This window comes from Arthrobacter sp. NPDC097144, from assembly GCF_044762205.1.
Lineage (GTDB): Bacteria > Actinomycetota > Actinomycetes > Actinomycetales > Micrococcaceae > Arthrobacter_B.
Genome location: NZ_JBIWDW010000003.1, coordinates 119,506 through 146,057 on the forward strand (window position 1 = coordinate 119,506; position 26,552 = coordinate 146,057).

Annotated in this window: 23 protein-coding genes; 10 read left to right on the forward strand and 13 right to left on the reverse strand. The window is 66.5% G+C overall.

Annotation, left to right across the window (positions count from 1 at the left end; translation table 11 throughout):
• Positions 1 to 53 precede the first annotated feature (53 nt).
• Positions 54 to 1,508 (reverse strand): D-alanyl-D-alanine carboxypeptidase/D-alanyl-D-alanine-endopeptidase, encoded by a 1,455-nt coding sequence (gene dacB / locus ACIQXM_RS07585; RefSeq protein ID WP_400929917.1) that lies wholly within the window; start codon positions 1,506 to 1,508, stop codon positions 54 to 56.
• A 227-nt stretch (positions 1,509 to 1,735) separates the two neighbouring features.
• Here dacB and ACIQXM_RS07590 point away from each other — a divergent pair, with 227 nt between their 5' ends.
• Together ACIQXM_RS07590 and ACIQXM_RS07595 are read left to right on the forward strand one after the other, a co-directional pair.
• Positions 1,736 to 2,281 carry an inorganic diphosphatase gene (locus ACIQXM_RS07590; protein ID WP_400929920.1) on the forward strand — a complete coding sequence of 182 codons (546 nt, stop codon included), beginning with the start codon at positions 1,736 to 1,738 and terminating at the stop codon, positions 2,279 to 2,281.
• A 146-nt stretch (positions 2,282 to 2,427) separates the two neighbouring features.
• The gene (locus tag ACIQXM_RS07595; protein ID WP_400929923.1) at positions 2,428 to 3,090 is read left to right on the forward strand and encodes a hypothetical protein; all 663 of its coding nucleotides are present in this window, start codon (positions 2,428 to 2,430) and stop codon (positions 3,088 to 3,090) included.
• 3 nt (positions 3,091 to 3,093) lie between these two features.
• Here the strand turns inward: ACIQXM_RS07595 and ACIQXM_RS07600 are convergent, their stop codons facing one another.
• Together ACIQXM_RS07600 and serS are read right to left on the reverse strand one after the other, a co-directional pair.
• Positions 3,094 to 3,939, reverse strand: coding sequence for an HAD family hydrolase (locus ACIQXM_RS07600; RefSeq protein ID WP_400929926.1), 846 nt, complete (start codon positions 3,937 to 3,939; stop codon positions 3,094 to 3,096).
• Between the two features lie 123 nt (positions 3,940 to 4,062).
• Positions 4,063 to 5,340, reverse strand: a complete 1,278-nt coding sequence (gene serS / locus ACIQXM_RS07605; protein WP_400929929.1) for a serine--tRNA ligase — start codon at positions 5,338 to 5,340, stop codon at positions 4,063 to 4,065.
• A gap of 64 nt (positions 5,341 to 5,404) precedes the next feature.
• Here serS and ACIQXM_RS07610 point away from each other — a divergent pair, with 64 nt between their 5' ends.
• Entirely contained in the window at positions 5,405 to 6,523 is a 1,119-nt protein-coding gene (locus ACIQXM_RS07610; protein WP_400929932.1) for a diacylglycerol/lipid kinase family protein, read from the forward strand.
• Here ACIQXM_RS07610 and ACIQXM_RS07615 read toward each other — a convergent pair.
• The 4 genes from ACIQXM_RS07615 to ACIQXM_RS07630 form a co-directional block, all read right to left on the reverse strand.
• Complete coding sequence (locus tag ACIQXM_RS07615; RefSeq protein ID WP_400929935.1) at positions 6,520 to 6,897, reverse strand: hypothetical protein; 378 nt, start codon at positions 6,895 to 6,897, stop codon at positions 6,520 to 6,522. The genes ACIQXM_RS07610 and ACIQXM_RS07615 overlap by 4 nt on opposite strands.
• 154 nt (positions 6,898 to 7,051) lie before the next feature.
• The gene (locus ACIQXM_RS07620) at positions 7,052 to 8,026 is read right to left on the reverse strand and encodes a DNA topoisomerase IB (protein ID WP_400929938.1); all 975 of its coding nucleotides are present in this window, start codon (positions 8,024 to 8,026) and stop codon (positions 7,052 to 7,054) included.
• A 61-nt stretch (positions 8,027 to 8,087) separates the two neighbouring features.
• A complete protein-coding gene (gene pheA / locus ACIQXM_RS07625; RefSeq protein ID WP_400929941.1) occupies positions 8,088 to 9,050 on the reverse strand; it encodes a prephenate dehydratase in 963 nt (320 codons plus the stop codon).
• A complete protein-coding gene (locus ACIQXM_RS07630) occupies positions 9,047 to 9,364 on the reverse strand; it encodes a rhodanese-like domain-containing protein (protein WP_400929944.1) in 318 nt (105 codons plus the stop codon). Before ACIQXM_RS07630 ends, pheA begins: the two co-directional genes overlap by 4 nt.
• A gap of 113 nt (positions 9,365 to 9,477) precedes the next feature.
• Here ACIQXM_RS07630 and ACIQXM_RS07635 point away from each other — a divergent pair, with 113 nt between their 5' ends.
• From ACIQXM_RS07635 to pgm, 3 genes are all read left to right on the forward strand, one after another.
• Positions 9,478 to 10,905, forward strand: a complete 1,428-nt coding sequence (locus ACIQXM_RS07635; protein ID WP_400929946.1) for an amidase — start codon at positions 9,478 to 9,480, stop codon at positions 10,903 to 10,905.
• 177 nt (positions 10,906 to 11,082) lie between these two features.
• The gene (locus ACIQXM_RS07640; RefSeq protein WP_400929949.1) at positions 11,083 to 12,552 is read left to right on the forward strand and encodes a peptide MFS transporter; all 1,470 of its coding nucleotides are present in this window, start codon (positions 11,083 to 11,085) and stop codon (positions 12,550 to 12,552) included.
• 147 nt (positions 12,553 to 12,699) lie between these two features.
• Positions 12,700 to 14,331, forward strand: coding sequence for a phosphoglucomutase (alpha-D-glucose-1,6-bisphosphate-dependent) (gene pgm, locus ACIQXM_RS07645; RefSeq protein WP_400929951.1), 1,632 nt, complete (start codon positions 12,700 to 12,702; stop codon positions 14,329 to 14,331).
• 88 nt (positions 14,332 to 14,419) lie between these two features.
• Here the strand turns inward: pgm and ACIQXM_RS07650 are convergent, their stop codons facing one another.
• A complete protein-coding gene (locus ACIQXM_RS07650) occupies positions 14,420 to 15,832 on the reverse strand; it encodes an aldehyde dehydrogenase family protein (protein ID WP_400929954.1) in 1,413 nt (470 codons plus the stop codon).
• On the reverse strand, positions 15,829 to 16,707 hold the full coding sequence (locus tag ACIQXM_RS07655; RefSeq protein WP_400929957.1) for an SDR family NAD(P)-dependent oxidoreductase: 879 nt from the start codon (positions 16,705 to 16,707) through the stop codon (positions 15,829 to 15,831). The genes ACIQXM_RS07650 and ACIQXM_RS07655 overlap by 4 nt, the downstream gene beginning before the upstream one ends.
• Positions 16,708 to 16,865: 158 nt before the next feature.
• On the opposite strand from ACIQXM_RS07655, the gene ACIQXM_RS07660 reads away from it, so the two are divergent.
• Complete coding sequence (locus ACIQXM_RS07660; protein ID WP_400929960.1) at positions 16,866 to 18,185, forward strand: uracil-xanthine permease family protein; 1,320 nt, start codon at positions 16,866 to 16,868, stop codon at positions 18,183 to 18,185.
• A gap of 11 nt (positions 18,186 to 18,196) precedes the next feature.
• Here the strand turns inward: ACIQXM_RS07660 and ACIQXM_RS07665 are convergent, their stop codons facing one another.
• Both ACIQXM_RS07665 and ACIQXM_RS07670 read right to left on the reverse strand, forming a co-directional pair.
• The gene (locus ACIQXM_RS07665) at positions 18,197 to 19,306 is read right to left on the reverse strand and encodes a glycerate kinase (protein WP_400929963.1); all 1,110 of its coding nucleotides are present in this window, start codon (positions 19,304 to 19,306) and stop codon (positions 18,197 to 18,199) included.
• A gap of 137 nt (positions 19,307 to 19,443) precedes the next feature.
• Positions 19,444 to 20,235 (reverse strand): glycerophosphodiester phosphodiesterase, encoded by a 792-nt coding sequence (locus ACIQXM_RS07670; RefSeq protein ID WP_400929966.1) that lies wholly within the window; start codon positions 20,233 to 20,235, stop codon positions 19,444 to 19,446.
• 135 nt (positions 20,236 to 20,370) lie between these two features.
• On the opposite strand from ACIQXM_RS07670, the gene ACIQXM_RS07675 reads away from it, so the two are divergent.
• Genes ACIQXM_RS07675 through ACIQXM_RS07685 form a run of 3 tightly spaced genes read left to right on the forward strand, consistent with a single transcriptional unit; the run spans position 20,371 to position 25,063 of the window.
• Complete coding sequence (locus ACIQXM_RS07675) at positions 20,371 to 22,929, forward strand: bifunctional lysylphosphatidylglycerol flippase/synthetase MprF (RefSeq protein WP_400929969.1); 2,559 nt, start codon at positions 20,371 to 20,373, stop codon at positions 22,927 to 22,929.
• Entirely contained in the window at positions 22,926 to 24,227 is a 1,302-nt protein-coding gene (locus ACIQXM_RS07680) for an alpha/beta hydrolase (protein ID WP_400929972.1), read from the forward strand. The genes ACIQXM_RS07675 and ACIQXM_RS07680 overlap by 4 nt, the downstream gene beginning before the upstream one ends.
• Positions 24,224 to 25,063 (forward strand): phosphatase PAP2 family protein, encoded by an 840-nt coding sequence (locus ACIQXM_RS07685; protein ID WP_400929975.1) that lies wholly within the window; start codon positions 24,224 to 24,226, stop codon positions 25,061 to 25,063. The genes ACIQXM_RS07680 and ACIQXM_RS07685 overlap by 4 nt, the downstream gene beginning before the upstream one ends.
• 54 nt (positions 25,064 to 25,117) lie before the next feature.
• Here the strand turns inward: ACIQXM_RS07685 and ACIQXM_RS07690 are convergent, their stop codons facing one another.
• Together ACIQXM_RS07690 and ACIQXM_RS07695 are read right to left on the reverse strand one after the other, a co-directional pair.
• On the reverse strand, positions 25,118 to 25,921 hold the full coding sequence (locus ACIQXM_RS07690) for an HAD family hydrolase (RefSeq protein ID WP_400929978.1): 804 nt from the start codon (positions 25,919 to 25,921) through the stop codon (positions 25,118 to 25,120).
• Positions 25,922 to 26,007: 86 nt separating this feature from the next.
• Positions 26,008 to 26,544, reverse strand: a complete 537-nt coding sequence (locus ACIQXM_RS07695; protein WP_400929981.1) for a YbhB/YbcL family Raf kinase inhibitor-like protein — start codon at positions 26,542 to 26,544, stop codon at positions 26,008 to 26,010.
• Between the last annotated feature and the right edge of the window lie 8 nt (positions 26,545 to 26,552).

Below are 26,552 nucleotides of genomic sequence, written 5' to 3' on the forward strand. Positions count from 1 at the left end.
CAGACCACACAGGTTCTCCAATTTCAGGAGGGTTCGCTGTACGCCGAACGCGTTTAGCTGCACCCGCATGCGGCCAGCGCCGCCGCAGCTGCATCCACCGCCGCGCGTGCTTCACCGGTGTTGGCCTCCAGGCCGTTGGCTACGAAGGCGAAGGCCAGCAGCCTGCCGTCCGCGTCAGTCACGAAGCCGCTGAGGGAGGTGGCGGCAAACAGGGTTCCGGTTTTGGCGCGGATGAGTCCGGCGGGCGGCGCCTGGCCTTCGGTTCCGGCCGCGGACCCGGCGCCGGTGAACCGGGATGCGAGGGTTCCGCTGAGGCCGGCGACGGGCAGCGAATAGGGCAGGTCCCTGACGCTTTTGTCAGCAGATGTCAGTGCCGCCTGGACGGTTCCGGCCAGCTGCCGGGCGCTGATGGCTGTTCCGCCGCCCAGCCCGGACACATCGGCCGGGTCCAGGCCCGCGGTGTCCACTCCCAGCTCGGAGACGGCGGAGACGACGGCGGCTGCGGCACCGTCAAAGGAGGCCTCGCCGCCGCGGGCGAGGGCAGTCATCCTGCCCAGTGCTTCGGCCAGATAGTTGTCCGAAGCCAGCAGCATCTGCTGCACCTGTTCCGACACCGGGGCCGAGGATGCGGACGCCAGGAGGCCGGCGGCGTCGTCGGCCGTTCCGCGCCGCACCCCGGGAGCCACGCCAAAGCCGTATTCCGCCGCGGCGGCTGCCAGGTGCCGGGCGAACGCTTCCCCGGCAGCAAGCGCCGCGTCACCGGCCCGGGGACCGGACTGCTGCCCCTCAACGGCCCACGCCGAATTGAGGGCCAGCGGATACAGGGGTGCGGCTTCTCCTGCTGCCACGTCCTCGGGGTTCCAGGACGGGGAGAGGGCGGGGCCGGTGAACAGGGTGTCATCGACGCGGACACTGACCGTGGTTCCGCGGCTGATGGGAGCCAGGGCCGCGGCGGTTTCTTCGGCCAGCGTCTGCAGCCCCGCGCGCCCCACCGTGGAATCCGGATCCGACGTCCCCGAGCCCAGGAGGACGTCTCCCCCGCCGGCGAGCACTACGGTGCCCGGCTCGGTGCCTTCGTGCACCGTGGTTTGGAACCGGGTGTCGGAGCCGAGGACGGAGAGCGCGGCGGCGGCAGTGAGAATTTTCAGGCTGGACGCGGGGGTCACGGGGGCGCCGCCGTCGAGGTCATAGAGGACCTCGCCTGTCAGCCCGTCCAGAACGGTGCCGGAGAAGGTTCCGCTGCCCGAAAGCACCAGCTCGGCGTCAAGCACGCCTGCCAGCTTGGCCGGATCCGGCGGAACCGAGCCCGGTCCGGCCGGGACGGGGAACTCGGTGCCGTCCGAAGTGAGGCGGGCGGGGGGCTGCTGATGCGCGGGAACCACCACCTGCCGGCGGGGCTGCTCGTGCCCCAGAGCCGCCAGCACCGGAGGTCCGGCATAAAAGCACAGGGGGACCACCAGGACTGCCAGTGCCAGGGTCAGCAGGAGGCCGAAAAATGTCCGTCCCATGGCCTCACCAATGCTTTCCACTAGCCGCTTTTCACTGCGGCAAAACAGTGATTACGGACCAAGACATATATGTTTAAGACTAGACCGGCGCCGCTGCCCGCACCGACGCGGACAAAGATGCGGATGTTGGCGCTTTATCAGCCTAGGTTTTCGGCACCGTTTTTGCAGACACCGCCGCGGCCTGTTCCGTTTTGTGGTGCCCTGCACCACACCCCAGAGGAGTATCCATGAAGCTCGACGTCACCATCGAGATCCCCAAGGGATCCCGGGTCAAGTACGAAATTGACCATGAAACCCATCGCCTGCGCCTGGACCGCATTCTTTTCACGTCCATGGCCTACCCCACCCACTACGGTTACTTCGAGAACACCCTGGGTGAAGACGGCGATCCCCTGGACGCCCTGGTGATGCTGCAGGACTTCGACCTGATGCCGGGCGTGCTGGTTGAGTCCCGCCCCATCGGTGTCTTCAACATGGTGGACGACGGCGGCGGAGACGCCAAGGTCCTCTGCGTTCCGGTCGATCCGCGCTTTGACCACATCCAGGACATCTCGGACGTTTCCGACTTCCTGCTGGATGAAATCAAGCACTTCTTCACCAAGTACAAGGACCTGGAGCCGGGCAAGTGGGTTGAAGCTGCAGACTGGGCCGGCCGTGAAGCAGCCGAGACCGAGGTTGAAGCCTCCCTGGAGCGTTTCAAGGCCATCGGCGAAGGCAGCGAAGAGGACGAGCCCCAGGGCCGCGACGTGGACGCCGATCCCAAGAACAACTAGCAGCATCCCCGGACTCCCCGCGGGTCCTGGTTGTGCAGCGCCGACGGCGGCTGTCCCCTGGGTGGGGGCGGCCGCCGTCGTCGTTTCCTCCGCGTGCCGCAACCGCAATTGGTTGTTTTAGCGAACAGGTCTGGCATGCTGATGCCATGCAGTTTGTGCTGACCATCAACCAGCGGGATTCCCGCGAATCGGGGGACCTGGTTCCGGAGCTCATCCGGTCGCTCCGCCATCTGCCCGCCGCCGTTCCCTTTCAGCGCTCGGTGGGCGATGAAGCGCAGGGCGTGCTGGCCGACGCTTCCACCGCAGTGGAGGCCGCGCTGGCCGCCGTCCGGCAGCGGCGCTGGAACGTGGGAATCGGCGTAGGCGAACTGCGCCTGCCGCTGAGTCAGGGCGTGCTGGACAACGACGGTTACGGACTGGTGTATGCCCGCCGCGCAGTGGAGCGGGCGCGGAAAGCCGGTGAACGCATTCCGCTCGCGGTGGACGGCCCCGACCCGGGCATTGCTGCCGAAGCGCAGGCCGTACTGCGGCTGCTGGGACAAATCGTGGCCAGCCGCACCGACGCCGAATGGAAGGTCCTGGACCTCATGACGCCGGGAGCGCGCGGGCAGCAAAAGTATGTGGCGGAGATTCTGGGCATCACCTCCCAAGCCGTCAGCAAGGCGGTGGTGCGATCCCACTGGCAGGAAGAATGGGCCACCCGGCCGGCCGCAGCACGCCTGCTGTCCCTGTGTGCCGGACCCGCGGCACCTGCGCCTGCCGTCCCGTCACCTGCACGTGCATCTGAACCGGCCATGCAGGATGCCTGAGCGCTACCCGGCGGCGAGGCTGCGCAGCACCGTGGCGGCGCCGTCTTCATAGACGGTTCCCGTCACTTCCGTGGCCGCTTCCAGCACTTCCTGCGGAGCCTGCCCCATAGCCACGCCGCGGGCGGCCCAGCCGAGCATTTCAATGTCATTGCGGCCGTCGCCCATGGCAACCGTGTATTTCCGGTCAATGCCGAGGCTGCTGCGCACCTTTTCCAGGGCGCTGGCCTTGGTGACGCCCTCGGCGGCGATGTCCAGCCAAGCCGTCCATCCTACGGAGTAGGTCACGCCGTGCAGGCCGATTGCCCGGACCGCTTCGCCGAACTCTTCGGCGGTGGAGTCGACGCTGAAGACCACCACGCGCACAGCCTCGGCGCTGCGCAGCCGTTCAAAGTCCACTGCCTGAGCCTCCACACCGAAGCTGGCGTCCTGGAAGCGCTCGGTGGAAAGGAAGTTTCCGGAGGAATCTTCGAGCGCGAACTTGGCGGTGGGCAGCTTGATCCGCAGCGCGTCAAGTGCCGGCTTGGGATCAAAAACCACTCGGTCCAGCACTTCGTAACCGTCGGGCAGCGAGGTGTCTACGCGCAGGGTGACGCCGCCGTTGGAGGCCACGCAGTACCCCTTGGTGATGCCCAGGCGCTCCAGGACGGGAAGTGCCGCGCCGTAGGACCGGCCGGTGGCAATCACCAGCTGGTGCCCGGCGGCAATTGCCGCCTCTGCGGATTCGCGGACACCCGGGGACATGTGTCCGTCGTGGTCCACCAGGGTGCCGTCCACATCCAGTGCCACGAGGTGAACGTTTCGGTCAGGATTCTGCCGGTCTTCGATGCCGGTGCTCGTCAAAATAGTCATCGCCTCATTTAAACAGATGGCCGCAGATCCGGAAAGGACGCGGCTCACATATGTGTACAGGTGTGGAGCAAAAGCAGGCCCTGTTCCGACTTTCAGGAACAGGGCCTGCCCGGCACCGGCGGCTTACAGGACGGGAAGAACTTCAAGACCGCCGAGGTAGGGCCGCAGCGCAGCCGGAACGTTGACGGAGCCGTCCGGGTTCTGGTGATGCTCAAGGATGGCAACAATCCACCGGGTGGTGGCCAGGGTGCCGTTGAGGGTGGCGACGGCACGGGTGCCTTTGCCCTCACCCTCCTGACGTTCGCGGATGTTCAGGCGCCGGGCCTGGAACGTGGTGCAGTTGGAGGTGGAGGTGAGCTCGCGGTAAGCGTTCTGGGTGGGAACCCAGGCTTCGCAGTCGAACTTCCGGGCGGCGGACATGCCCAGATCGCCGGCAGCGGTGTCAATCACCCGGTATGGCAGCTCCACCTTCGCCAGCATTTCCTCTTCCCAGGCCAGCAGGCGCTGATGCTCGGCAGCAGCATCTTCGGGCTTGGTGTAGATGAACATTTCCACTTTGTTGAACTGGTGGACGCGGATGATTCCGCGGGTGTCCTTGCCGTGTGAACCGGCTTCACGGCGGTAGCAGGATGACCAGCCGGCGTAGCGGACCGGCCCGCCGTTCAGGTCCAGGATCTCGTCGGCATGGTAGCCGGCCAGCGGCACCTCGGAGGTGCCCACCAGATACAGGTCATCCTCGGCCAGACGGTAGATCTCGGCGTCGTGCGCCACGTCAAAGCCGGTGCCCTGCATCGTTTCGGGGCGGACCAGCGTGGGAGTAATCATGGGCACAAACCCGGCCTGGACAGCCTGGTCCATCGCCATGTTCAGCAGGGCCAGCTCCAGGCGGGCACCCACGCCGCGCAGGAAGTAGAACCGTGAGCCGGAAACCTTGGCGCCGCGTTCCATGTCGATGGCGCCGAGGAGCTCACCGATTTCCAGGTGGTCGCGGGGAGTGAAGCCTTCGGCCTCGAAGTTCCGCGGCGTGCCGACTGTCTTGACGACCTCGAAGTCATCTTCTCCGCCGGCGGGAACACCGTCGGAAATCAGATTGGGGATCCGGCGCAGCAGCGCATCGGATTCGGCCTGGGCAGCATCGGCCTCTGCACCGGCTGCCTTCACGGCACCGGCGAGTTCCTTGACCTCGGCCAGGAGTGCCTGCTTTTCCTCACCCTTGGCTTTGGCGACGCGCTTGCCGAAGGCGTTCTGCTCGGCGCGCAGGTTTTCAAACCTGGTGCGTGCATCACGGCGCGCAGCGTCGGCAGCAATGATCGCATCCACCAGGGACTCGTCCGCCTGACGGGCGCGCTGGGAGGCTCGGAATTTATTCGGGTTTTCGCGGAGCTCATTTACATCGATCACGATTCAAGAGTACCCAAAAGCCGGACAGGGGCAGGCACCGGCCGGGGTTAGGCTGGGAACCACTATGTCTACGCCCCTGATCATCCTTCTGGCACTGCTGGCCGCGGCCCTGGTTGCCCTGTCAGTTTGGGCCTGGCTGCAGCGGCGCCGGCGTCTTGCCGCCGGGCGCGTCATCGTCAAGACACTTGCCCCCGGACACCAGCGGGTGGCCATGGTGATCAACCCCGTCAAGGTGCAGGCACCGGCAGCGCGCGCACTGCTCGCCGAGGCGTGTGAAATGGCGGGGTGGGATCCGCCCCTAATTCTGGAGACCACCCGCCGGTCCCCCGGTTACGAACAGGCGCGGCTGGCAGTGGAGCAGGGAGCCGACGTCGTACTGGCCGGCGGCGGCGACGGAACCGTCCGTGAGGTGGCACGTGCCCTGGCCAACACTGAGGCGGCGCTCGGACTGCTGCCGCTGGGAACGGGAAACCTCCTTGCGCGCAACCTGGGGCTGCCGGTGGCTGACCTTCCGGCGTCAATCCGCACGGCGCTGCACGGAGACCAGCGGCGCATCGACATGGGCACCATCAGTTTTGATAACTCGGTCAGCGGCGAGCACAGCAGCAGTGCGTTTCTGGTGATGGGCGGAATCGGCCTTGATGCCGAGGTTATTGCCGCCACCCGGGATGATTTGAAGAAGCGGGTGGGCTGGCTGGCCTACAGCGAAGCGGGTGTGCGGCTGCTGCCCGGGCGCCGGACCCGCATGAGTATTTCAGTGGACGGCGAACCGCCGGTGTTCCGCAAGGTCCGCAGCGTCCTGTTCGCGAATCTTGGCCGACTGCCTGCCGGGATCGATTTCATCCCGGAAGCCAAGATGGACGACGGACTGCTGGACGTGGTGGTCATGTCACCGCGGAGTCTGGCCGGATGGCTCTGGGTGGCCGGCAAGGTGGTCACCAAGAATCCCCGGAAGATCCCGGTGATCGATTACCGCCGGGCCCGGACGGTGGAGATCCGCGTCGCGCAGCCTACGCAGACCCAGCTGGACGGAGACCTGACCGGAGCCGCCACCACGGTGCGGGTGCAGGTGGATCCCCTGGCGCTGCTGGTCCGGGCACCTTCACCGGACCAGCAGCGGCCCCGGCCGCAGTTTGCGCACAGCAGTGCGCGTTCTCCGGGGCGGGCGAGCGGACGAAACTAGTCCTGGGTGCCCTCGGCGTCCGTGTAGCCGCCCTCGCTCTGGGAGGGCTTGACGCCGTCGGTGTCGTCGCGGTCCGTGTACTCACCCTCAGGCTGGGAGGGCTTGGCGGCGTCGGTGTCGTCGCGGTCCGTGTACTCGCCCTCAGGCTGGGAAGCCGGGACACTTTCCGCATCGTCACGGTCCGTGTACTCGCCGTCATTGTTGTGATCCAGCGAGGCGGGGGAAGCCTGTTCGCGGATCAAAGCCTCTTCTTCGGCAAACCTGATGTCGTTGCCCTGGTCGCCGGCATCTCCGCGCAGGTTGTCATCGCCGGTGGACTGGCCGCTGGGCTTCGGGTCGGTCAGCTGTTCTTCCTCATTAGGGTATTCAGACATTCGCTTTGCCTTCCTGAACATTGAGACAGGACCAGCTTTCAGTCCTGCACCTTGTGTACGGACAATCTCCGCACCTCTTCCATCAGCATACTGATGAATCCCGGAACCGGAAAAGTGCCTCCACCCACGGAAGGCCCGTGACCACAAAGCCGGCTCACTCGGTCAGCATCAGTCGAACAGCGGTTTCCGATGCTGAGAATCCTGCAACTTCTATGACTTCACCGTCGAAGAACCGGTCCACTACGCGTGGATCAATATAGGACTTCTTGGCGACGGCAGGCGTGTTTCCCAAATGCTCAGCCACCTTCCGGGCGGTGGCGGCCGCAGCTTTTTGCTTGTCCCGCTTTGTGGAAGCCAGGGGAAAGGCCCTGGCCAGGTGCATCGCGGCTACGACTGTTGCCTGCCAGGTCCGGAAATCCTTGGCAGTGAAGTCGCCGCCGGTCACTTCCTTGAGGAAGGAGTTCAGGGAAGATCCGGAAATGCTGTGCCAGCTGCCGTCTTCACCCTGATAAGCCAGCGCCGTATCGGGATTGGGGCGGTCCAGCATGGGCCTCAGGGCGGCCACCAGGTCCGGGTCCTTGATGAGAGTGTGCCATTCCTGTCCGCTCTTGCCCGGAAAGTCGAAGCGCACCTCGTCGCCCTGGATTGAGACGTGTTCAATCCGCAGGGTGGTGGTGCCATAGGAGCCGTTCACCGCCGCGTAGCGCTCTCCGCCGATACGCAGCGCACCGGCATCAACAACCCGCAGGGCAGCGGCATAGGCGCGCTGCGGCCCCGTCCCCTCCGCGCGCAGGTGCTTGGTGATCAGCCGCCGGGCAGCCGGCAGGGACTGGGCAAAGGCCAGGGACCGGTCAAACTTTTCCCGGTCCTTGAGCTCCCGCCAGTACGGATGGTAGATGTACTGCCGCCGCCCGGCACCGTCCGTGCCCGTGGCCTGGATGTGGCCGTTGGGATAGGGGCTGATCCATACGTCGGTCCAAGCCGGCGGAATCGCGAGCGACCGGATCCGGTCCAGGGCGGCACGGTCCGTCAGGACGTCCCCGCGCTGGCCGCGGTAGCTGAAGCCGCGGCCCCACTTCCGCCGGGAATACCCCGGATGCTCACAGTTACTGCGCCGCAACCGCACCATGCGTGTCTCTTTTCCGGTAGTGGCTTGTGCCGGTCATCCCTGGACGACCCCTGCGCAGAGATTAACCCCTGGTGAGCCCGGCAAGCCAGAGGTCGGCGGCCCGGAATGCTTCGTCCGTGTTGTGCCGCGGAACCACAGGTTCGCGCCGGTCCGCCCGAGGATAGGAGCCCAGGAACCTTAGGTCCGGGCTAATCCGGTGCAGTCCTTTCAGCGCATCCGCCATCCGCGCATCCTCGATGTGCCCTTCGGCATCGATGCTGAAGAAGTAATCCCCCAGGAACAATCCGGTGGGCCGGGACTCAATTCGGCTCAGGTTGACTCCGCGGGCGGAAAACTGGTCCAGGATTTCCATCAGCGCCCCCGGATGATCCTCCGGCAGCGGCACCACCAGGGTGGTCTTGTCAGCGCCCGTGGCTGCGGGCAGCGACGTGGGCAGGCTCAGCAGCACAAAACGGGTCACGGCATCGGCCACGTCACCGATGTTCTCCGCCACCACGGACAGGCCCAGCCGCTGGGCCACCAAAGGCGAGCAAATGGCGGCGTCGTAGGCCTGGTCCGGATCCTGCAGACCAACGGCAGCGGCCGCGGTGGAGGACGCCGGAAGATATTCCGCCTGCGGAATATGTGCATCCGCCCAGCCCCGGCACTGCGCCCACGCATGCGAGTGCGTGGAAACCGCACCGATGTCCGCCAGTTCCAGTCCCGGCCGGGCCGCCAGGACAAAGGTGATGGGCACCAGGATCTCGCGCAGGATGCGCAGCTGCTCCCCGGCGGAGATGGCATCAAGAGTGGCGCTTACCCCGCCCTCCACCGAGTTCTCGATGGGTACGACGGCGGCGTCGGCCCGTCCGCTGCGCACCATCTCCAATGCCGCATTGACGCTGGTGGCAGGAATCCGCGCGGCCCTGTCCGCGCCGGGAACCTGCAGCAGTGCGGCTTCAGTGAAGGTGCCTTCGGGGCCGAGGTAGGTGTACGTCATCTCCCCGGCGTTGGAGCTTCCGGCCGCCGGCATCCCGGCACTCATACGACGGTGGGCTCCTGCCCGTTGTCCGAAACCATCGGCTTTCCCGCTTCCAGCCAGGCTCCCATGCCTCCGTTCACGTTCACGGCCGTGTAGCCGTGGGACTCCAGCCACGCCGTGGCCCGGGCGCTGCGGCCTCCCGTGCGGCAGATGACGGCCAGGTCCTGGTCCGGGTCCAGATCATCAAGGCGCTCAGGGAGAGCGTCCAGGGGGATGTGGACGGCGCCGTCCACATGGCCCGCCTCCCATTCATAGTCTTCGCGCACATCCAGGATCTTGGCGTCCTTGCTGATGGCGTCTACAGATACACTTTCCATTTCCGGTTCCTGTCCCTTCGTCCGGGGTTCCGATTCAGTGCCCCGTGGTCAACTTCATCCCAGCCTATAGTGGGAGCCCTGACCGGAAAATAAACACCCGTCCCGGAGGTCACATGTCAGTCCAGCCGCAGTCCGCCCCGAGCCCGGATCTGCATGAAATGACTGCCCTTCAGCTGCGCAACCGGCTGGCCTCCGGAGAAATCAGCGCCCGTGAGGTCACGGCACATTTCCTGGGCCGCATCGAGGAGCTGAATCCGGCCCTGGGCGCGTTCCTGCTGGTGACTCCCGAAACTGCGCTGTTGGAAGCTGCAGCCGCGGATGATCGCTTTGCCCGCGGAGAAGCACTGGAGCTGCTGCATGGCATGCCGCTGGCACACAAGGACCTGGCAGACGTTGCCGGTGTTCCCACCACGCTCGGAACCGCGGCGCTGCCGCCGTACACCCCGGAGACCGACGGACCGCTTCCCGCCGTCCTGCGCCGGGCCGGCGCCATCAGCCTGGGCAAGACCCAGGTCCCCGAGTTTGGGCTCAGCAGCTACAGCGAGAACCTGGCGGGGCCGCCTGCCCGGAATCCCCTGAACCCGGACCTCAGCCCGGGCGGCTCCAGCGGCGGCAGTGCCGCCGCTGTGGCGGCAGGCATGCTGCCCTTCGCTCCGGGCACCGACGGCGGCGGGTCAGTGCGCATCCCGGCGGCAGCCACCGGTCTTGTGGGCCTCAAGCCGAACCGCGGCCGGGTGCCTTCGGGATCCGGGCAAACCGACCTGGGCCAGTTTGTGGTGGCCGGTCCTCTGGCCCGCACGGCTGCCGATGCCGCGCTGCTGCTGGACGCCATGGTGGCGGAACCCAACTGGCATGCCACCTCCGCCGCACCTGCACAGGGGAGTTTCCTGTCCGCCGCCCAGCGGGCCGAAGGCCGGTTCCGGATTGGCGTGAGCACCCTCTCGCCGTTTTCCTCCCGGATGGAGATCACCCTGGCACCGGAAGCCGTCCAGGCGCTGGAGGCCGGGGTGCAGGCCCTTCTGGGCGCCGGCCACGACGTTGTGCAGGCGCAGCTGGCCTATGACGAGCGGTACCCCGAAGCGTTCCAGACCGTGTGGACTGCCGGCCTGTCCACCCTGGAGTTGCCGGACGGCGGCGAAGAGCGGCTCGTTCCCCTCACGGCGGCTGTCCGCCGGCGCGCCCAGCGGCGTACCACGGCAGATCTGGTCACGGCAATGGAGATTCTCCGCCGATTCGAGGAAGACACCATCCGCGCCTACAGCGCCTATGACATGATCCTGACGCCGGTGCTGGGCATGACGCCCCGCCCCATCGGGTGGTACTGGGAGGAGAGCCTGGATGAAGATGCGCGCGGGATGGAAGACTATGAGCGGCAGTGCCGGTACTCGCCGTTCACTTCCATGGTGAATGTGTGCGGGCTTCCCGCCATTACCTTCCCCACCGCCCTCACCGAAGGCGGACTGCCCATGGGAATCCAGCTGATCGGGCGCCCCGGCGCCGAAGCACAGCTGCTCGCCGTCGCCGCCCAGCTGGGAAAGTGACCGCACAGTCTAACGCACCACGACCCGATGTTCCCGGCCGCTGCCCGTAACAGTGCGGGCCCCGGCCGAAACGCTAGTGACATTTAACACGGTCACTTCACGGCGTTCCGCCTAATTGCGCGAAAACTAACCTGCTGCCACTTCAACGCACACATATTCCGGTGGGAACATGCAATTGTGAGTTCTAATCCCAGCACCTCAGCCGCTCCGCCGGCCCGAAAGTCCTTCTTTGGCCATCCGCGCATGCTCGCGAACCTCTTCAGCGTCGAGCTGTGGGAACGGTTCTCGTTCTACGGCATGCAGGGCATCCTGCTGTACTACATGTACTACTCGGTCACCGACGGCGGCCTCGGCATCGACATTGCCGTTGCGACGTCGCTGGTTGGCGCGTACGGCGGTGGCGTGTACCTGTCCACGATCATTGGTGCGTGGCTCGCAGACCGGGTCCTCGGGTCCGAGCGCGTGCTCTTCTACTCCGCCGCGATCGTGGTTCTCGGACACATCTCCCTGGCCGTTCTCCCGGGCGCCGTGGGACTGGCCGCCGGCCTGATCCTGATTGCCCTCGGCTCAGGCGGCGTCAAGGCAAATGCCACGTCCCTGGTGGGAACCCTGTACTCGGAGAAAGACGAACGGCGCGACGCCGGGTTCTCGCTCTTCTACATGGGCATCAACCTCGGCGCCCTGGTTGGCCCCCTCCTCACCGGCCTCCTCCAGGTCCGCCTGGGCTTCCATTACGGCTTCGGCCTGGCCGCCATCGGCATGGCCATCGGCCTGGTCCAGTACGGCCTGACCCGCAAGTACCTGCCCGAGGCAGCCCACGAGGTGACCAACCCGCTGCCGCGCAGCAAGTACACCCTCATGGGCGGCGTTACCGCCGGCGCCGTGATCATCATTGCCCTGGCTGTGGTGTTCGGCCTGCTCAAGGCAGAGAACCTCGCCGTCGTCATGGCCACCGTGGCCATCGTCGCCTCGATCGCCTACTTCGTGATTATCCTGCGCAGCCCGAAGGTCAACCGGGTTGAGCGCCGGCGCGTGTACTCCTTCATGCCGCTGTTCATCGCCAGCGCTGCCTTCTGGGCCCTGTTCCAGCAGCAGTTCACCGTGGTGGCCCTGTACGCCGACACCTCCCTGGACCGCCGCATCTTCGGCTGGGAAATGCCGCCGAGCTGGGTGCAGTCGATCAACCCGATCTTCATCATCATTTTTGCGGCCGTCTTCGCGACCGTCTGGACCAAGATGGGCGACCGGCAGCCGTCCTCGCCGTTGAAGTTCTCCCTGGGCCTTGCCGTCATGGGCCTGGCCTTCCTGGCGTTCATTCCGTTCTCCGGCGGCGGCCCCAACAGCACCCCGCTGCTGGCGATCGTCGGCATCCTGCTCCTGTTCACCTTCGCGGAGCTGTTCATCTCACCGATCGGCCTGTCCGTGGCAACCAAGCTGGCGCCGGAAATTTTCCGGACCCAGATGGTGGCGCTGTTCTTCCTGTCGGTTTCGCTGGGCACCACGCTTGCCGGCTGGCTGGCACAGTTCTACGACCCCGAGACCGAGGTCAGCTACTTCCTGTTCAGCGGCATCACGGCCATTGTCATTGGCGTTGCCCTGGCCGCCGGCACCCCGGCCATCAAGAAGCTCATGGGCGGCGTGCGCTAAGCATCCGCTCCCCCTCGCGGGGATACGACGACGACGGCGGTTTTCCGCCGTCGTCGTCCTTTGTTAAAGGCCGCTGCGGCACTTCAATTGGCGGCCTTCTGCCGCCGCTTCTGCCGCGGCACGCATTTATTTGGCATGCTTAGGGGTATGTCTAACCGTGCCGGCACAGTTGCCCAACCCTCCGACCTTGTTGATCTGACCGCCCTCCTGGATGCCTATTACGACATCTCGCCGGACATGAACAACCCTGCCCAGCGCGTGGTTTTCGGGACATCGGGACACCGCGGATCCTCGCTCAACGGTGCGTTCAATGAGCCCCATATCGCAGCGATCACGCAGGCAATCGTGGAATACCGCAACGGCCAGGGAATCGCCGGTCCGCTGTTCATGGGCAAGGACACCCACGCGCTGTCCGAGCCCGCGCAGAACACCGCGCTGGAAGTGCTCGCCGGCAACGGAGTCAACGTTCTCATCGACTCCCGCAACGGCTTCACCCCCACACCGGCCCTGAGCCACGCCATCCTGAAGTACAACTCCGGCCGCACCGAGGAGTCCGACGGCATCATCATTACGCCCTCGCACAATCCCCCGGCCGACGGCGGCTTCAAGTACAACCCGCCCACAGGCGGGCCTGCCGGTTCCGAGGCGACCAACTGGATTGCCAACCGTGCCAATGAACTGCTGGAAAACGGCCTGCGGGGCGTCAAGCGCATTCCGCTCGGCGAGGCCCGGCTGGCCGACTCCGTGGGGACCTACGACTTCCTGCAGAACTACGTGGAGGACCTCCCCTCGGTCCTGAACCTGGACGCCATCCGCGAATCCGGCCTGCACATCGGCGCCGACCCGCTGGGCGGAGCCTCGGTGGATTACTGGGGCGCCATCGCCGAGCGGCACCAGCTGAACCTGACCGTGGTCAACCCCAACGTTGATCCGCAGTGGGCCTTCATGACGCTGGACTGGGATGAGAAGATCCGCATGGACTGCTCCTCCCCCTACGCCATGGCCTCGCTGATCGCGCGCGCCCACGAGTATGACATTGCCACCGGCAACGATGCCGACGCCGACCGCCACGGGATTGTCACGCCCGACGCGGGCCTGATGAACCCGAACCATTACCTCGCCGTCGCCATCGACTACCTGTACCGGAACCGGTCGGGCTGGCCGAAGGATGCCATGGTGGGCAAGACCCTGGTCTCCTCGTCCATGATCGACCGGGTCACCGGGGAACTGGGCCGCACCCTGATGGAGGTCCCGGTGGGCTTCAAGTGGTTTGTCCCGGGACTGCTCTCCGGGGACGCGGCCTTTGGCGGAGAAGAATCCGCCGGTGCGTCCTTCCTCCGCCTGGACGGCAAGCCCTGGACCACGGATAAGGACGGCATCCTGCTGGCCCTGCTGGCCTCGGAAATCACCGCTGTTACGGGGAAGACTCCGTCCCAGCGCTACCGCGAGCTGACCTCCCAGTTCGGTGATCCGGAGTACGCCCGCGTGGACGCCCCCGCAACCCGCGAGCAGAAGGCGGCGCTGGCCAAGCTCTCGCCTTCGGACGTCACTGCCACCACCCTGGCCGGCGAAGACATCACGGCGCGGCTGACCGAGGCGCCCGGCAACGGCGCACCCGTCGGCGGCCTGAAGGTGACCACGGAGAACGCCTGGTTTGCCGCGCGGCCTTCCGGCACCGAGGACGTGTACAAGATTTACGCGGAGTCCTTCAAGGGCCTGGAGCACCTGAAGCAGGTACAGGCCGAGGCCAAGGCCATTGTGGACGGCGTCATTTCCTAGCCTCCACCCCCTCGAAATAGCAGAAGCGGCAGTTCCCAGGGCTGGGAAGTGCCGCTTCTGCCATTTCGCGCGCCGGTGGGGGGACGGGTCAGAGCAGGCGGCGCAAGAGCCGGCGTTTGAGACCGTTGTACGGCGGGTACGCCACCTTCAGGGTGTCCAGGGCGGTGCCCTTGGTGAACACCGGCCGCAGCTGGCTGAACGTGTCGAACGTGTACCTGCCGTGATAGGCGCCGGTGCCGCTGGCTCCGGCCCCGCCGAACGGAAGGCCCGGAACAGCCAGCTGCACGGTGCTCACATTGTGGTTTACGCTGCCGGCCCGGACGCTGCGTTCAAAGGTCTTCCGGGCAGCAGCGGACTGGGTGTAGAGATAGGACGCCAGCGGCACGGGGCGGGCGTTGATGAAGGAAATGGCCTCGTCCAGGTCCTTCACGGTCAGCACCGGCAGGATCGGCCCGAAGATTTCCTCCTGCATCACGGGTGAATCCGGCGATACATCGGTGAGAATGGTCGGCTCCAGATAGAGCGAGTTCCGGTCCCCGCGGCCGCCGGCCAGGACGGTTCCGCTGTCCAGCAGGCCGTGCAGCCGGTCCCAGTGCTGTGTATTGATGATCCGGCCCAGGTCCGCGCTTTTCGCGGGGTCCTTGCCGAACAACTCGGCTACGGCCCGCACCAGGTGCCTGCGCAGCTTCGGTGCCGCTTCCTCCGTGACCAGGACATAGTCCGGCGCCACGCAGGTTTGGCCGGCGTTGAGCAGCTTGCCGTACACCAGACGGCGGGCAATGGCCCGGAAGTTGCCGTCCAGGACAACGGCCGGCGATTTCCCGCCCAGTTCCAGCGTGACCGGCGTCAGGTACTTTGCGGCCGCCTCCAGGACAATCCGGCCTACCCGCTCCCCGCCGGTAAAGAAAATGGAGTCGAAGCGCTCGGCCAGCAGCGCCGTACTGGCTTCCTGCCCGCCTTCCACCACGACGACGGCGTCCGGGTCCAGATACTGCGGCAGCAGCTTGGCCATGGCCCGGGAAGTGGCCGGAGCCAGCTCTGACGGCTTGAGCACGGCTGCGTTGCCTGCGGCGAGCGCCCCGATGAGCGGAGCCAGCAGCAGCTGCACCGGATAGTTCCACGGCGCGATGATCAGCACCACGCCCAGCGGCTGCGGCTCAGTCTTGGCAGAGGCGGGCATCAGTCCCAGCGGCACCGGAACACGGGCACTGCGGGTCCACTGTGCCAGGTGCTTAAGCGCATACTCCGCCTCTGCCCGGGTGATCGACAGCTCGGTCAGGTAACCCTCCAGCGGGTTCTTGCCCAAATCCTGCGCCAGGGCGGCGTTGAGCTCGTCCTCTCGTTCGGCCAGCAGGCGGATCAGGCCACGCAGCTGGTTCCGGCGCCACTCCAGGGGGCGGGTCCGGGCGGAGTCGTACGTCTGCCGCACCGCTGCCACCACTGCGGCAACGGAGGCGCCGGGGACTTGTCCCGCGGTCCGCTCCGCGGCTGCGGCGCTCATCGGTTGCCTTCCCGGACCGGCTCAGCAGTTTCGGGGGTGCCCGCAGAAGCGGCGGGGCGGCCGGTGAAGTGGTCCATGGACTGGTAGACCTTGAACACGCGGCCGGCCACCACGTCCCACAGCGGCTGCGGCAGGAGTCCGCGAAGCGCACTGCCCAGGGGAACGGTCCAGGGCAGCTGGATCCGCGCCTTGCCGTCCATCAGGGCGGACCAGGCACGGTCCACCACGTACTGCGGTTCCATCAGCGGCGTCATCAGGGGTCCGCGGGCGCCGGCAAACATGCCGGTCTTGATGTAGCTCGGAATCAGGGTGGTCACCTGCACGTGTCCGTTGCCGGATTCATTCAGCTCCAGACGCAGCGAATCGCTCCACCCGATGACTGCCCATTTGGAGGCGGTGTACACGCTCATCTTGGGCACGGAAAGAGTGCCGGAGGCGGACGCGACGTTAAGGATCCGCACCGGCGTGCGGCGGGCGATCATATCGGGCAGGAAGGCACGGGTGATTTGCATGGGCGCCAGCGTGTTCACGTCCATGACCGCGTCGATGTCTGCGGGGGTGTGCTCCCAAAAGTACTTTCCGCGCACAATCCCGGCATTGTTGATCAGCACGTCGGGGATTCGTCCGTCCGCCCGGACACGCTCCGCGGCCGCAGTCACTTCCGCCAGGGAGCTGACATCCAGGGCGTGGAGGTGGACTGCGCTGCTGCCCAGGGACCGCAGGTCCGCAGCCGTTGCTGCCAGGGCTTCGGCGTTGCGGTCCCACAGGATGACGTGGGCGGCACCTTCGCGCACGGCACGTTCGGCGTAGAGCCGGCCCATGCCCATGGCAGCGCCGGTGATGAGGACCGTGCGCCCTGCTGCTGATATGCCCATGCTGTTCCGTCCGTTCGCGGGGTGTGGCTAAGCGGGCAGGAGTGTGTCCGCCCGGCGGGTCTGACGTAAAATTTCTGCGGTGCAAGATAACATCCCGGCAACCTCATGCCCGGTACTATTCTGCACGAACCATCCCCGGGTCCTCGAAAGGCACACCCATGAGCAAATTTGGTACCGCCTGGACGATTCACGGCGACGGCAAGACCATCAAGCCCGGAGAATATGTCGCCCCGGATGAGCGGCTGAGCTGGCCGCGCACCATTGGGATTGGCTCCCAGCACGTGGTGGCCATGTTCGGCGCAACCTTCCTGGTTCCCCTGCTGACCGGCTTCCCGCCGGCCACCACCCTGCTGTTCTCCGGCATCGGAACCATTCTGTTCCTGATTATCACGGCAGGGCGCGTGCCGAGCTACCTCGGATCCAGCTTCGCGTTTATTGCCCCCATTACGGCCGCCACCAGCCAACACGGCCCCGGCGGCGCACTTGGCGGCATCATCATGGCCGGCGCCGCCCTCTTCCTGATCGGACTGGCAGCCCAACTCGCCGGCACCAAATGGATTCAAATCCTGATGCCGCCCGTGGTCACCGGCACCATCGTGGCACTCATCGGCCTGAACCTGGCCGGCTCCGCACGGGACAACTTTGAGAAAGGCCCGCTGACCGCCACCGTCACAGTGGTGGTCATCCTGCTCGCTACAGTCCTCTTCAAGGGCTTCCTGGGCCGCCTGTCCATCCTGATGGGCGTGGTTGCCGGCTACATTGCCGCAGTTCTCCAGAATGAGGTGGACTTCCAAGCCATTCGGGACGCCGCCTGGTTCGGGCTCCCCGAATTCCAGTCCCCGACCTTCCACTTCTCCGTCATCGGGCTCTTTGTGCCCGTGGTCCTGGTGCTCGTGGCCGAGAATGTGGGGCATGTGAAGTCCGTGGCCGCCATGACCGGACGGGACCTGGACCCCTACGCGGGCCGCGCCCTGATGGCCGACGGCCTGGCAACGGTCCTGGCCGGTTCCGGCGGCGGTTCCGCCACCACAACGTACGCCGAGAACATCGGGGTCATGGCGGCATCGCGCGTCTACTCCACCGCCGCATACTGGGTGGCCGGCATCGTGGCGGTACTGCTGAGCCTGTTCCCCAAGTTCGGCGCCATGATCGCCACCGTTCCCGGCGGCGTGCTGGGCGGCGCCGGGGTCATCTTGTACGGCATGATCGGCATTTTGGGCGTCCGGATTTGGGTGGACAGCCGGGTGAACTTCTCCAATCCGATCAACCTTTCCACCGCGGGCCTGGGACTGATCATCGCCATCGCCAACTTCACCTGGGTTGTTGCCGGACTGGAATTCGGCGGCATTGCCCTGGGCACCGGCGTCACCCTGATTGCCTTCCACGGCATGAGTGCAATCGCCCGCTGGCGCGGCACCGACCCCGACGGCGCGGCGACGGAACCGGCTCCGGTTTCCGCCCCCGGTTCCAACCCCTAGGCCCGGTACAGCTAGGCGCCTTCGAGCGCCTGAACGGTGGCCCGGGTCAGCCAAAGCCCGGCCCGGGCCATCGCGTCCGCCGGATCCTGAACCAGGTCCAGGATGCTGACAGCCGATACGATTCCGTACTCGGCCAGGATATGCGGCGGCAGGGTAATGCGGCCGGCAAGGGCCACCACCGGAATGCCGGCGCTGCGGGCACGTTCCGCCACCGCCAGCGGCGCCTTGCCGTAGCAGGACTGCTCATCGAGGGAACCTTCGCCGGTCAGTACCAGATCCGCCGCGGCCAGCGCCCTGTCCAGTCCGGTGAGCCGGGAGAGCACTTCAAAGCCACCCTCCAGCGAAGCGTCCGTGAAGGCCAGGAACGCGGACGGAAAGCCGCCCGCCGCGCCGGCGCCTGAAATATCGACGTCGACGCCGGTGGTCTCGCGCAGCAGCGCCGCCCACCGCACCAGGGCCTCGTCCAACAGCAGCCGCGCAGTTGAATCCGCCCCCTTCTGCTCGCCGAACACATGCGCGGCTCCCTCCCTGCCGGTGAGCGGGTTGGTGACGTCCGCGGCAATCCGGACGCGCACGCCGGCGAGCCGGGGGTCCAGGCCGGAGACGTCAATGGCAGCGGCAAGCGACAAACCGGCTCCTCCGGGGGGCACCGGGTTCCCGGCGGCGTCGAGGATCCGCAGCCCCAGCGCCGCCAGGGCGCCGGAACCGCCGTCGGTCATTGCGGAGCCGCCGATGCCGAGCACAATCTCCGTGGCTCCCGCGTCCAGGGCTTCCCGAATCAGTTCTCCGCTGCCGTAACTGGTTGCCGCCAGGGAGGACTGTACCGAGGGTTCCACCAGCATCAGCCCGGAAGCGCGGGCGGTTTCGATCACGGCCGTGCTGCCGTCCAGGGCCCACAGTGCGGTGACGTTTCCGCCCAGCGGTCCGCGCACGCTGGCGGTCCGTTCCTGTGCCCCGGCGGCCAGCGCCGCTTCGAGGGTGCCCTCGCCGCCGTCGGCCACGGGAACAAGCGTCACGTCAGCCTCCGGATAGACGGCAAGCACGCCTTCTGCCATGGCGGCGGCGGCTTCCCCCGCGGACAGTGAGCCTTTGAACTTGTCCGGAGCTATGAGAACGCGCATGTCCCCATACTGCCATCCCTCCGGGCGCGGGGTCGGGAGCTCCCCGGTGGGCGGGGATTGCCCTCCGGTGTGGGAAATCCCTGCAGTTTTAATCCGGAGGGATCTCCCGCAGTGGACGATTTCCGGTTCGGGACACCTCAGGCATCCATTGCCTGCGTGCCCTGCTGCGGCCACACGCCCCGCCCGCCCAGGATCCCGGCAAGCAGGTCGGCCCGGTCCGAGACCAGCCCGTCCACGCCCATGTCCAGCAGCCGCACCATGTCAGCGGGCTCATTCACGGTCCAGACATGCACCTGCAGTCCGGCACGGTGGCAGCGGCGCAGGAACGACGGCGTGAGAACCGCCAGCTGTCCCTGCCGTTCGGGGACCTGCAGGCACTGGTAGCGTCCCAGCCGTGCCAGGACGCCGGCCAGGCCCAGCGGCGCCAGCAGCACGGTCAGGGCGGTGAACACAACGCCGGCCGAACTGGCGGCGGGCCGGGAGAGCCTGCGCAGGGCGGCGAGCCTCCTTCGGTCGGAGAAAGAGGTCACCAGCACGCGGTCGTGCGCCTGGTGCTTCTCCAGCAGCCGGGCGAGTTCCGCGGATCCGGCTGCATCCTTGATGTCCACGTTCAGGCGCGCACCGGGAAGCTGGGTCAGAAGTTCCTCGAACGTGGGAATCGGTTCACTGCCGCCAACCCGGACTTCACGGATCTGCCGGCTGCTGCGGCTGCCCACGGGGCCTCCGGAACCGGCAACCCGGTCCAGCGACGCGTCATGAACGGCCAGGAGCACGCCGTCGCGGGTGGTGCGCACGTCAGTTTCCAGATACCCGAATCCCAGCGCCGCGGCGTCGCGGAAAGCCTTCATGGTGTTCTCAAAACCGTCGCGGGAAAAGCCGCGGTGGGCAAATCCCAGCGGTCCCGGCGTCTCAAAGTAGGGGTGGCTCACCTGCGTACTTTATCCACGAAGCGGGCCGATCGCGCTCCGTTATGCTTTTCCGGTCCCCTGCGTCCTAGACTTGCAACACCCGGCGGGCCGGACCTTGGCCTCCGAAGAACGCCGTGCCGTGCGGAGGGACCTTGCTTGGCAACTACATCCCCCACTAACTCTGTAGCCGGGCCTGTCCGGACGGGCGTCGGCCGGACGCTGCGGTGGCCGGTGGAATGGCTTCGCGGAAGTGTTCGCCGCGCTCCGGTAACGCTGGGATACCTCGCTGTCTTCTGGATCGCAGGCGCTGCCACCGGGAGCCTTCGCTCCGGCCCGGAGGGGTCCGTGGAGGACTGGGTGGTCCTGTCCGCAGGTTCGCTTCCAGACCATTGGCCTGCCGTGCTGCTCTCGGCGTTCTGGGCCTCCGGCTTGCCCGGCTACATCACCGGCACCCTGCTGGTCCTGGTAGCCGGGCTGGCCTGCGAGCGGGTAATGGGATCGGCAAAATTCGCCCTGGTGGCCGGCGGAACCCACATCATCGGTGCGCTGCTGGCCATCGGATTCTCCCATGCGGCCCTCGCCCTGTCGGTGGACTGGTCGCGTGCCCTGGACTCCGAATCCTTTGTGGGCCCGGTGGCCTTTGTCTGCGGTGCCGCAACAGCAGTGAGCGCACGCCTTTCAACCCTGTGGCGGCGCCGCCTGAGGGTGGGCCTGCTGACCCTGCTGGTGCTCCTGGCGCTGTACGGCGGTTCCTTTGACAGCATCTGCGTCCTGGGAGCCGCTGCGGCGGGCACCGTTGGCGGGCCCCTGGTGTTCGGGCGCCGGCCCGCCCTGAATACCGGCCGGCCGTTCACCAGCCGCCGTGAAGCCCGCGTCCTGGTGGCCCTGGTGGTTGCCGCCTCCGCCGTCGGGCCGGTTATTTCAGCCCTCAGCTCGCAGGCGGTGGGTCCGCTGGCCGTGCTGCGGTATCTCTTCACCTACGTGGATGCCACCGATCCACAGACCGTCGCCCAAATGTGTGCCGATCCTGCGCAGGCGGCGGACTGCCACGCTACCAAGCTGCAGCTGCGGGCAGGTCCGGCCGGATTCTTCCTCGCCACCCTGCCGCAGGTGCTGCTGGTCGTGTTCTCCGACGGCCTTCGGCGGGGTCGGCGGTTTGCCTGGCTCGCTGCACTGATCCTCCAGGCACTGATGACGGTCCTGGCAGGCATTCGGGTGCTGCGCTACCTGGGCGGTGCAGACCGCGGCGGCCATTACGAGCTGGGAACCGCACAGAATGCCCTGGCCCTGGGCCTGCCGATGATCGTGCCGCTGCTGGTCCTTGTGCTTCTGGCCGCCACGCGCAGCCTGTTCACCGTGTCCGCGCCGCGGGGCACCTACCGCCGGCTCGCCGTCTGGGTGGCAGGGGCCGCAGCCCTGTTCAGTGCTGTCTATGTCCTCGGCGGGCTGCTGGACCGGGACGGTTTCACGCCGGAGGCAACGGCCGGTGCCCTGATCGCCGATCTTCCCCAGCGGTTCCTCCCGGTGCATGAACTGTCAACGGGGATTCCCGGGTTGCAGCCCGTGTCGGGGTTCGCCTATCTGCTCTACGAATGGGTGGGTGTTCTCTTCTGGGTTTTCACCTGCGTGGCGCTGCTGCTCTCCTTCCTGAAGCCTGCCCACGGCCGCCAGGCCAGGGACGATGACCGGGCCCGGAAACTGCTCAAGGCGCATGGCGGGGGGACCATGGCGTGGATGACGCTCTGGCCGGGCAACACCTACTGGTTTGCGCCGGGAGGCAACTCCTACGTGGCCTACCGCCTCAACCTGGGCGTGGCATTGACCGTGGGCGCACCGGTGGGGCCGGAGGAGGAACTGCGCAGCACCGTGGAAGGCTTCCTGGCCTTCTGCACCTCCAACGGGCTGGTGCCCTGCTTCTATTCAGTTGCCGCCGATGTGGAGGACATCACCGCGGATCTGGGCTATGCCCGGCTCCAAGTGGCGGAAGAAACCGTGCTGCCGCTGGGCAGCCTGGAATTCAAGGGCAAAAAGTTCCAGGACGTCCGTACCGCCATGAACCATGCCCGCAAGGCGGGGATCGAGGCCCGCTGGATTGACTATCCCACCGCTCCGCTGGCCCTGCTGGATCAGCTCCACACCATTTCGGAAGAGTGGGTGGCGGACAAGAAAATGCCCGAAATGGGTTTCACCCTCGGCGGGCTGGATGAGATCAACGATCCCGATGTCCGCTGCCTGCTGGCTATTGACCGTGACGGCACCGTTCATGGGGTTACCTCCTGGCTGCCGATCTACCGGGACGGCAGGGTGGTGGGCTGGACGCTGGATTTCATGCGTCGCCGCAGCTCCGGATTCCGTCCGGTCATGGATTTCCTTATTGCATCGGCCGCCTCTCTGCTGCAGGAGGAAGGGTATGAACTGCTGAGTCTTTCCGGAGCGCCGCTGGCCCGTTCCAGGGGCAGTGGAAACAGCGAAGCTCCCCTTCTCGACCATGTCCTGGATCTGCTGGGCGCCACTTTGGAACCGGTCTACGGATTCCGGTCGCTGCTGGCGTTCAAGGCCAAGTTCCAGCCGCGGTATGTTCCGCTGTATCTGGTTTATCTCGACAGCGCTTCCCTGCCCGCCATCGGCAACGCCGTGGCCCGCGCCTACCTCCCCGAGGTGTCGCTCAGCCAGAGTCTCACCCTGGTGAGGCGCCTCATGGACGGTGTGCGGTGAGTTCGCTTTCCCTGGTGTCCGGTGTGCTGCCGGCAGCACTGCTTATCCTGGGCGGACTGTCCCTGTTGTGGCTGGCAGCCGGCCGAACACGCCATCTCCTGGTCGTGGTCCCCGCAGCCGCGGCGGCTGCCGGGACGCTGACACTGCTCCTCTGGTATCTGGCCGAGTCCGTGTTCCACTGGTGGGATGCCTCCCTTCCGCGTCTGCTGTACATATATGCCGGATTGGGAATATTCGCGGTAATCCTTGCGGTCCTGCGGATCAAAGGCTCAGAAGGGATCTCCGGCAGGGTCCTGCCGCTGACGGCTGCCGCTCTGGCCCTGCTGGCCGTCTCCGTCACCGTCAACGCCAGCTATGCCCAATACCCAACGGTGGCGTCCCTTTTCGATCCGGCCGGCCCGGTGTCCGGCAGCCTGCCGGAACGCGATCCGTCCTCCGCGGCCGGCCTGCCGGCAACCACCGAAGCCACTTGGGTTCCCCCTCAGGACCAGCCCGCCGCCGGCAGCGTCTATTCCGTGACCATTCCCGGCAGCGTGTCGGGATATAAGTCCAATCCTGCGCTCATCTACCTTCCCCCCGCATACCTGGCCAACCCTGCAGCGGTGAATCTGCCGGTCCTCGTCCTGATCCACGGCCAGCCCGGCGCCCCGAATGACTGGTTGGTGGGCGGACAGCTCAAGCAGATGATGGACACTTTCGCCGCCGGCCACAACGGACTTGCCCCCGTGGTGGTGATGCCCGATGCTTCCAATGCGGGCAATGCCAACTGGCCGCTGTGCGTGGATTCGGACATCAGCTCCTCAGGGACCTATCTGGCCGTTGATCTCCCCGCCTGGGTGCGCCAGCATCTGGCCTCCGGGTTGAACGGCGGCAGCCAGTGGGCGGTGGCAGGCTATTCCTACGGCGGAACCTGCGCCATGCAGCTGGCCACCAACTACCCGGACGCCTATCCCACCTTCATTGACATTTCAGGGGAGACCGGCCCCATGATCTCCTCCGGCCGGGGAAACCTCATCAAGACGTACTTTGGCGGGGACGAATCCCGGTTCAAGGCCCAGAACGCCCTGGACCGGCTCGCCTCCACATCCTTTCCGAATTCCGCCGGCATCGTGGCGGTGGGAACCGGAGATTCGATCTACGAGCCCCAGGGCAAGCAGGTCTATGCGGCGGCCAAAGCGGCGGGCATGGATGTGACCCTCCAGGAGCTGCCCGGCGGCCACTCCTGGCAGGTGTGGAAGGCCGGTCTCGGAAACAATCTGGACTGGCTCTGCCGCAGACTGGGCATACTTGGATCATGACCGACGCCGCCCCTCGGGATCCGAGCCCCGATTCACGCGACACTCCTCGCCGCACAAATCCGCCGACCACCGCGGACGTTGCCGGCCCGCCGGAGCCGGCCTGGCTGCCGGCGTGGCTGGCCGCGGCCCTGCACCGCCTGGTGGACTGGACCTCGCCCCGGGCGGCCCTGCTCATCACCCTGGCTGTGGGACTGATCCCCGCCCTTCTGCTCACTCTGGGCTCTGCTGAGGTCTACGACGCGGTGGCGGAGTCCGACGGCGTTGCACAGCTGGACCACCCGGTCCTGAAAGCCGCGCAGGCGGTACGGTCTCCGGAGCTGGACGCGGCAGTGACAGGATTCACGAACCTTGCCGGTCTCGTGGGGATGCCCATCCTGGCAGCTGCGGTGACACTGATCATGATGCTGCGGTGGAAGACCTGGACCCCGCTGCTGCTGATGGTCTGCGCGGCGGCCGGATCACTGCTGATGACCGTGGCGGGCAAGGACCTGATCGGACGGGACCGGCCTCCGCTGGCCGACGCCATTCCGCCGTATGAATATTCCGCATCGTTTCCCAGCGGTCATTCCCTGAACTCGGTGGTGATGGCCGGAATGGCCGCCTATCTGATAATCCTGCATCTGCACACCCGCCGCGCCAAGATGCTGACCCTTGCTGTCGCGGTGTTGTTCGCCGCAGCTGTCGGGCTGAGCCGCGTGTATCTGGGCCATCACTGGTTCACCGACGTCCTGGTGGCGTGGACGCTGGGACTGGCCTGGCTGGCGGTGGTGATTACCGCGCACCGGCTGCTGCACTCGCGCCGGATCGCGGAAAGGGATGCCAACGCCACCGTCTGACAACCGGGGCTGCGGATGCCCCGCCGGTTTCGCCCCAGCCATCTTCCCCGGCGACTACAACGTGCGCAGCAGTGACTCCAAAACCTGGGCGACGCCGTCGTCCGCGAAGGCCGGCGCCACTTTGTCTGCCGCCGCCCGCGCTTCGGGGTGGCCGGAGGCCATGGCGTAACCGCAGCCGGCCCACTGCAGCATCTGTATGTCATTGGGCATGTCACCGAAGGCCACCACGTCCGCGGAGTCAATGTCCCGGGACGCAGCATAGTCGGCCAGCGTGACCGCCTTGTTCAGGCCCTGCAGGGACATTTCCAGCAGGGCGACGGCGGGGGCGGAGTGGGTGGTGGACACCAGATGCGCCACCGCAGGGCGGACCCGCTGCAGGAAATCATCCGGCGAGGTCCCGTCCACCCGCGCCAGGAATTTCACCACGGTGTCCGCGTCGGTGAGGCTGGATTCCAGCGGAGCCGGGGTGGCAGTTCCCGGCAGTTCTTCGGAACCGGCTTCCAGGAACCCCGGGCCCAGATGGAAGCCGTCCACGGTCTCGGCGGCGAACCGGACAGACGGGTACAGTTCCCGGATGATGGCCGCGGCGGAAAAGAGGTCCGGCAGGGACATGGCCTGGGCTTTGATCAGCCGGTCCGCGCCCAGGTCATAGGTGATGGCTCCGTTGGAGCAGATGACGGTGCCCGCGTGGCCAAGGGCCTCCGAGAGGGGTTTCAGCCAGCGCGGCGGCCGTCCGGTGACGAAAACGATGTCGATTCCCGCGTCCGCGCAGTCCCGGAAGGCACGCACGGTCCGGTCACTGATCTTGTTGTCCGGACCGACGATGGTTCCGTCCAGGTCACTTGCCACCAGACGCACCCGGCACCTCGTTCATTCGCTGTGGTTTTGCGCACTTGCGCAGGCTTCCAGCCTATCCGCACCGGAAGACCGGGTGCGGCACCGGCTCAGGCCGCGGCCACCTCGGCCAGTCCCACGATGCGGGCCCGCGCCAGGGTGTGGGTAAACAGGTTGAAGCCCAGGTAGGCGGGGGCGGCGTCCGCGGGGACATCGAGGGTCTCCACGTCGACGGCGTGCACCACCACAAAGTAACGGTGCGGTCCGTGGCCGGGGGGCGGTGCCGCACCCACGAAACCGGCAAAACCGGCGTCGTTCCGCAGCTGCACGGTGCCCTGGGGCAGTTCATCCGCGTTGGCGGCGTTGCCGGGCAGCGACGTGGTGGAGGCCGGAATGTTGAAGGCCGCCCAGTGCCAGAAGCCGCTGGCCGTGGGCGCGTCCGGATCAAACATGGTCACGGCGAAGCTCTTGGTGCCCTCCGGAGCGCCGGACCAGCTCAGCTGCGGAGAGGCGTCTTTTCCACCGGGAATGCCCATCTTGCCGCTGTACTGTGCCGCGGCAAACGGTTCCATGTTGCCAAAGTCCGCACTGGTTACGGTGAAGGCCGGCACGGAGGGAAGTGCTTCGTACGGATCGTAATCCTGCATGATGATCT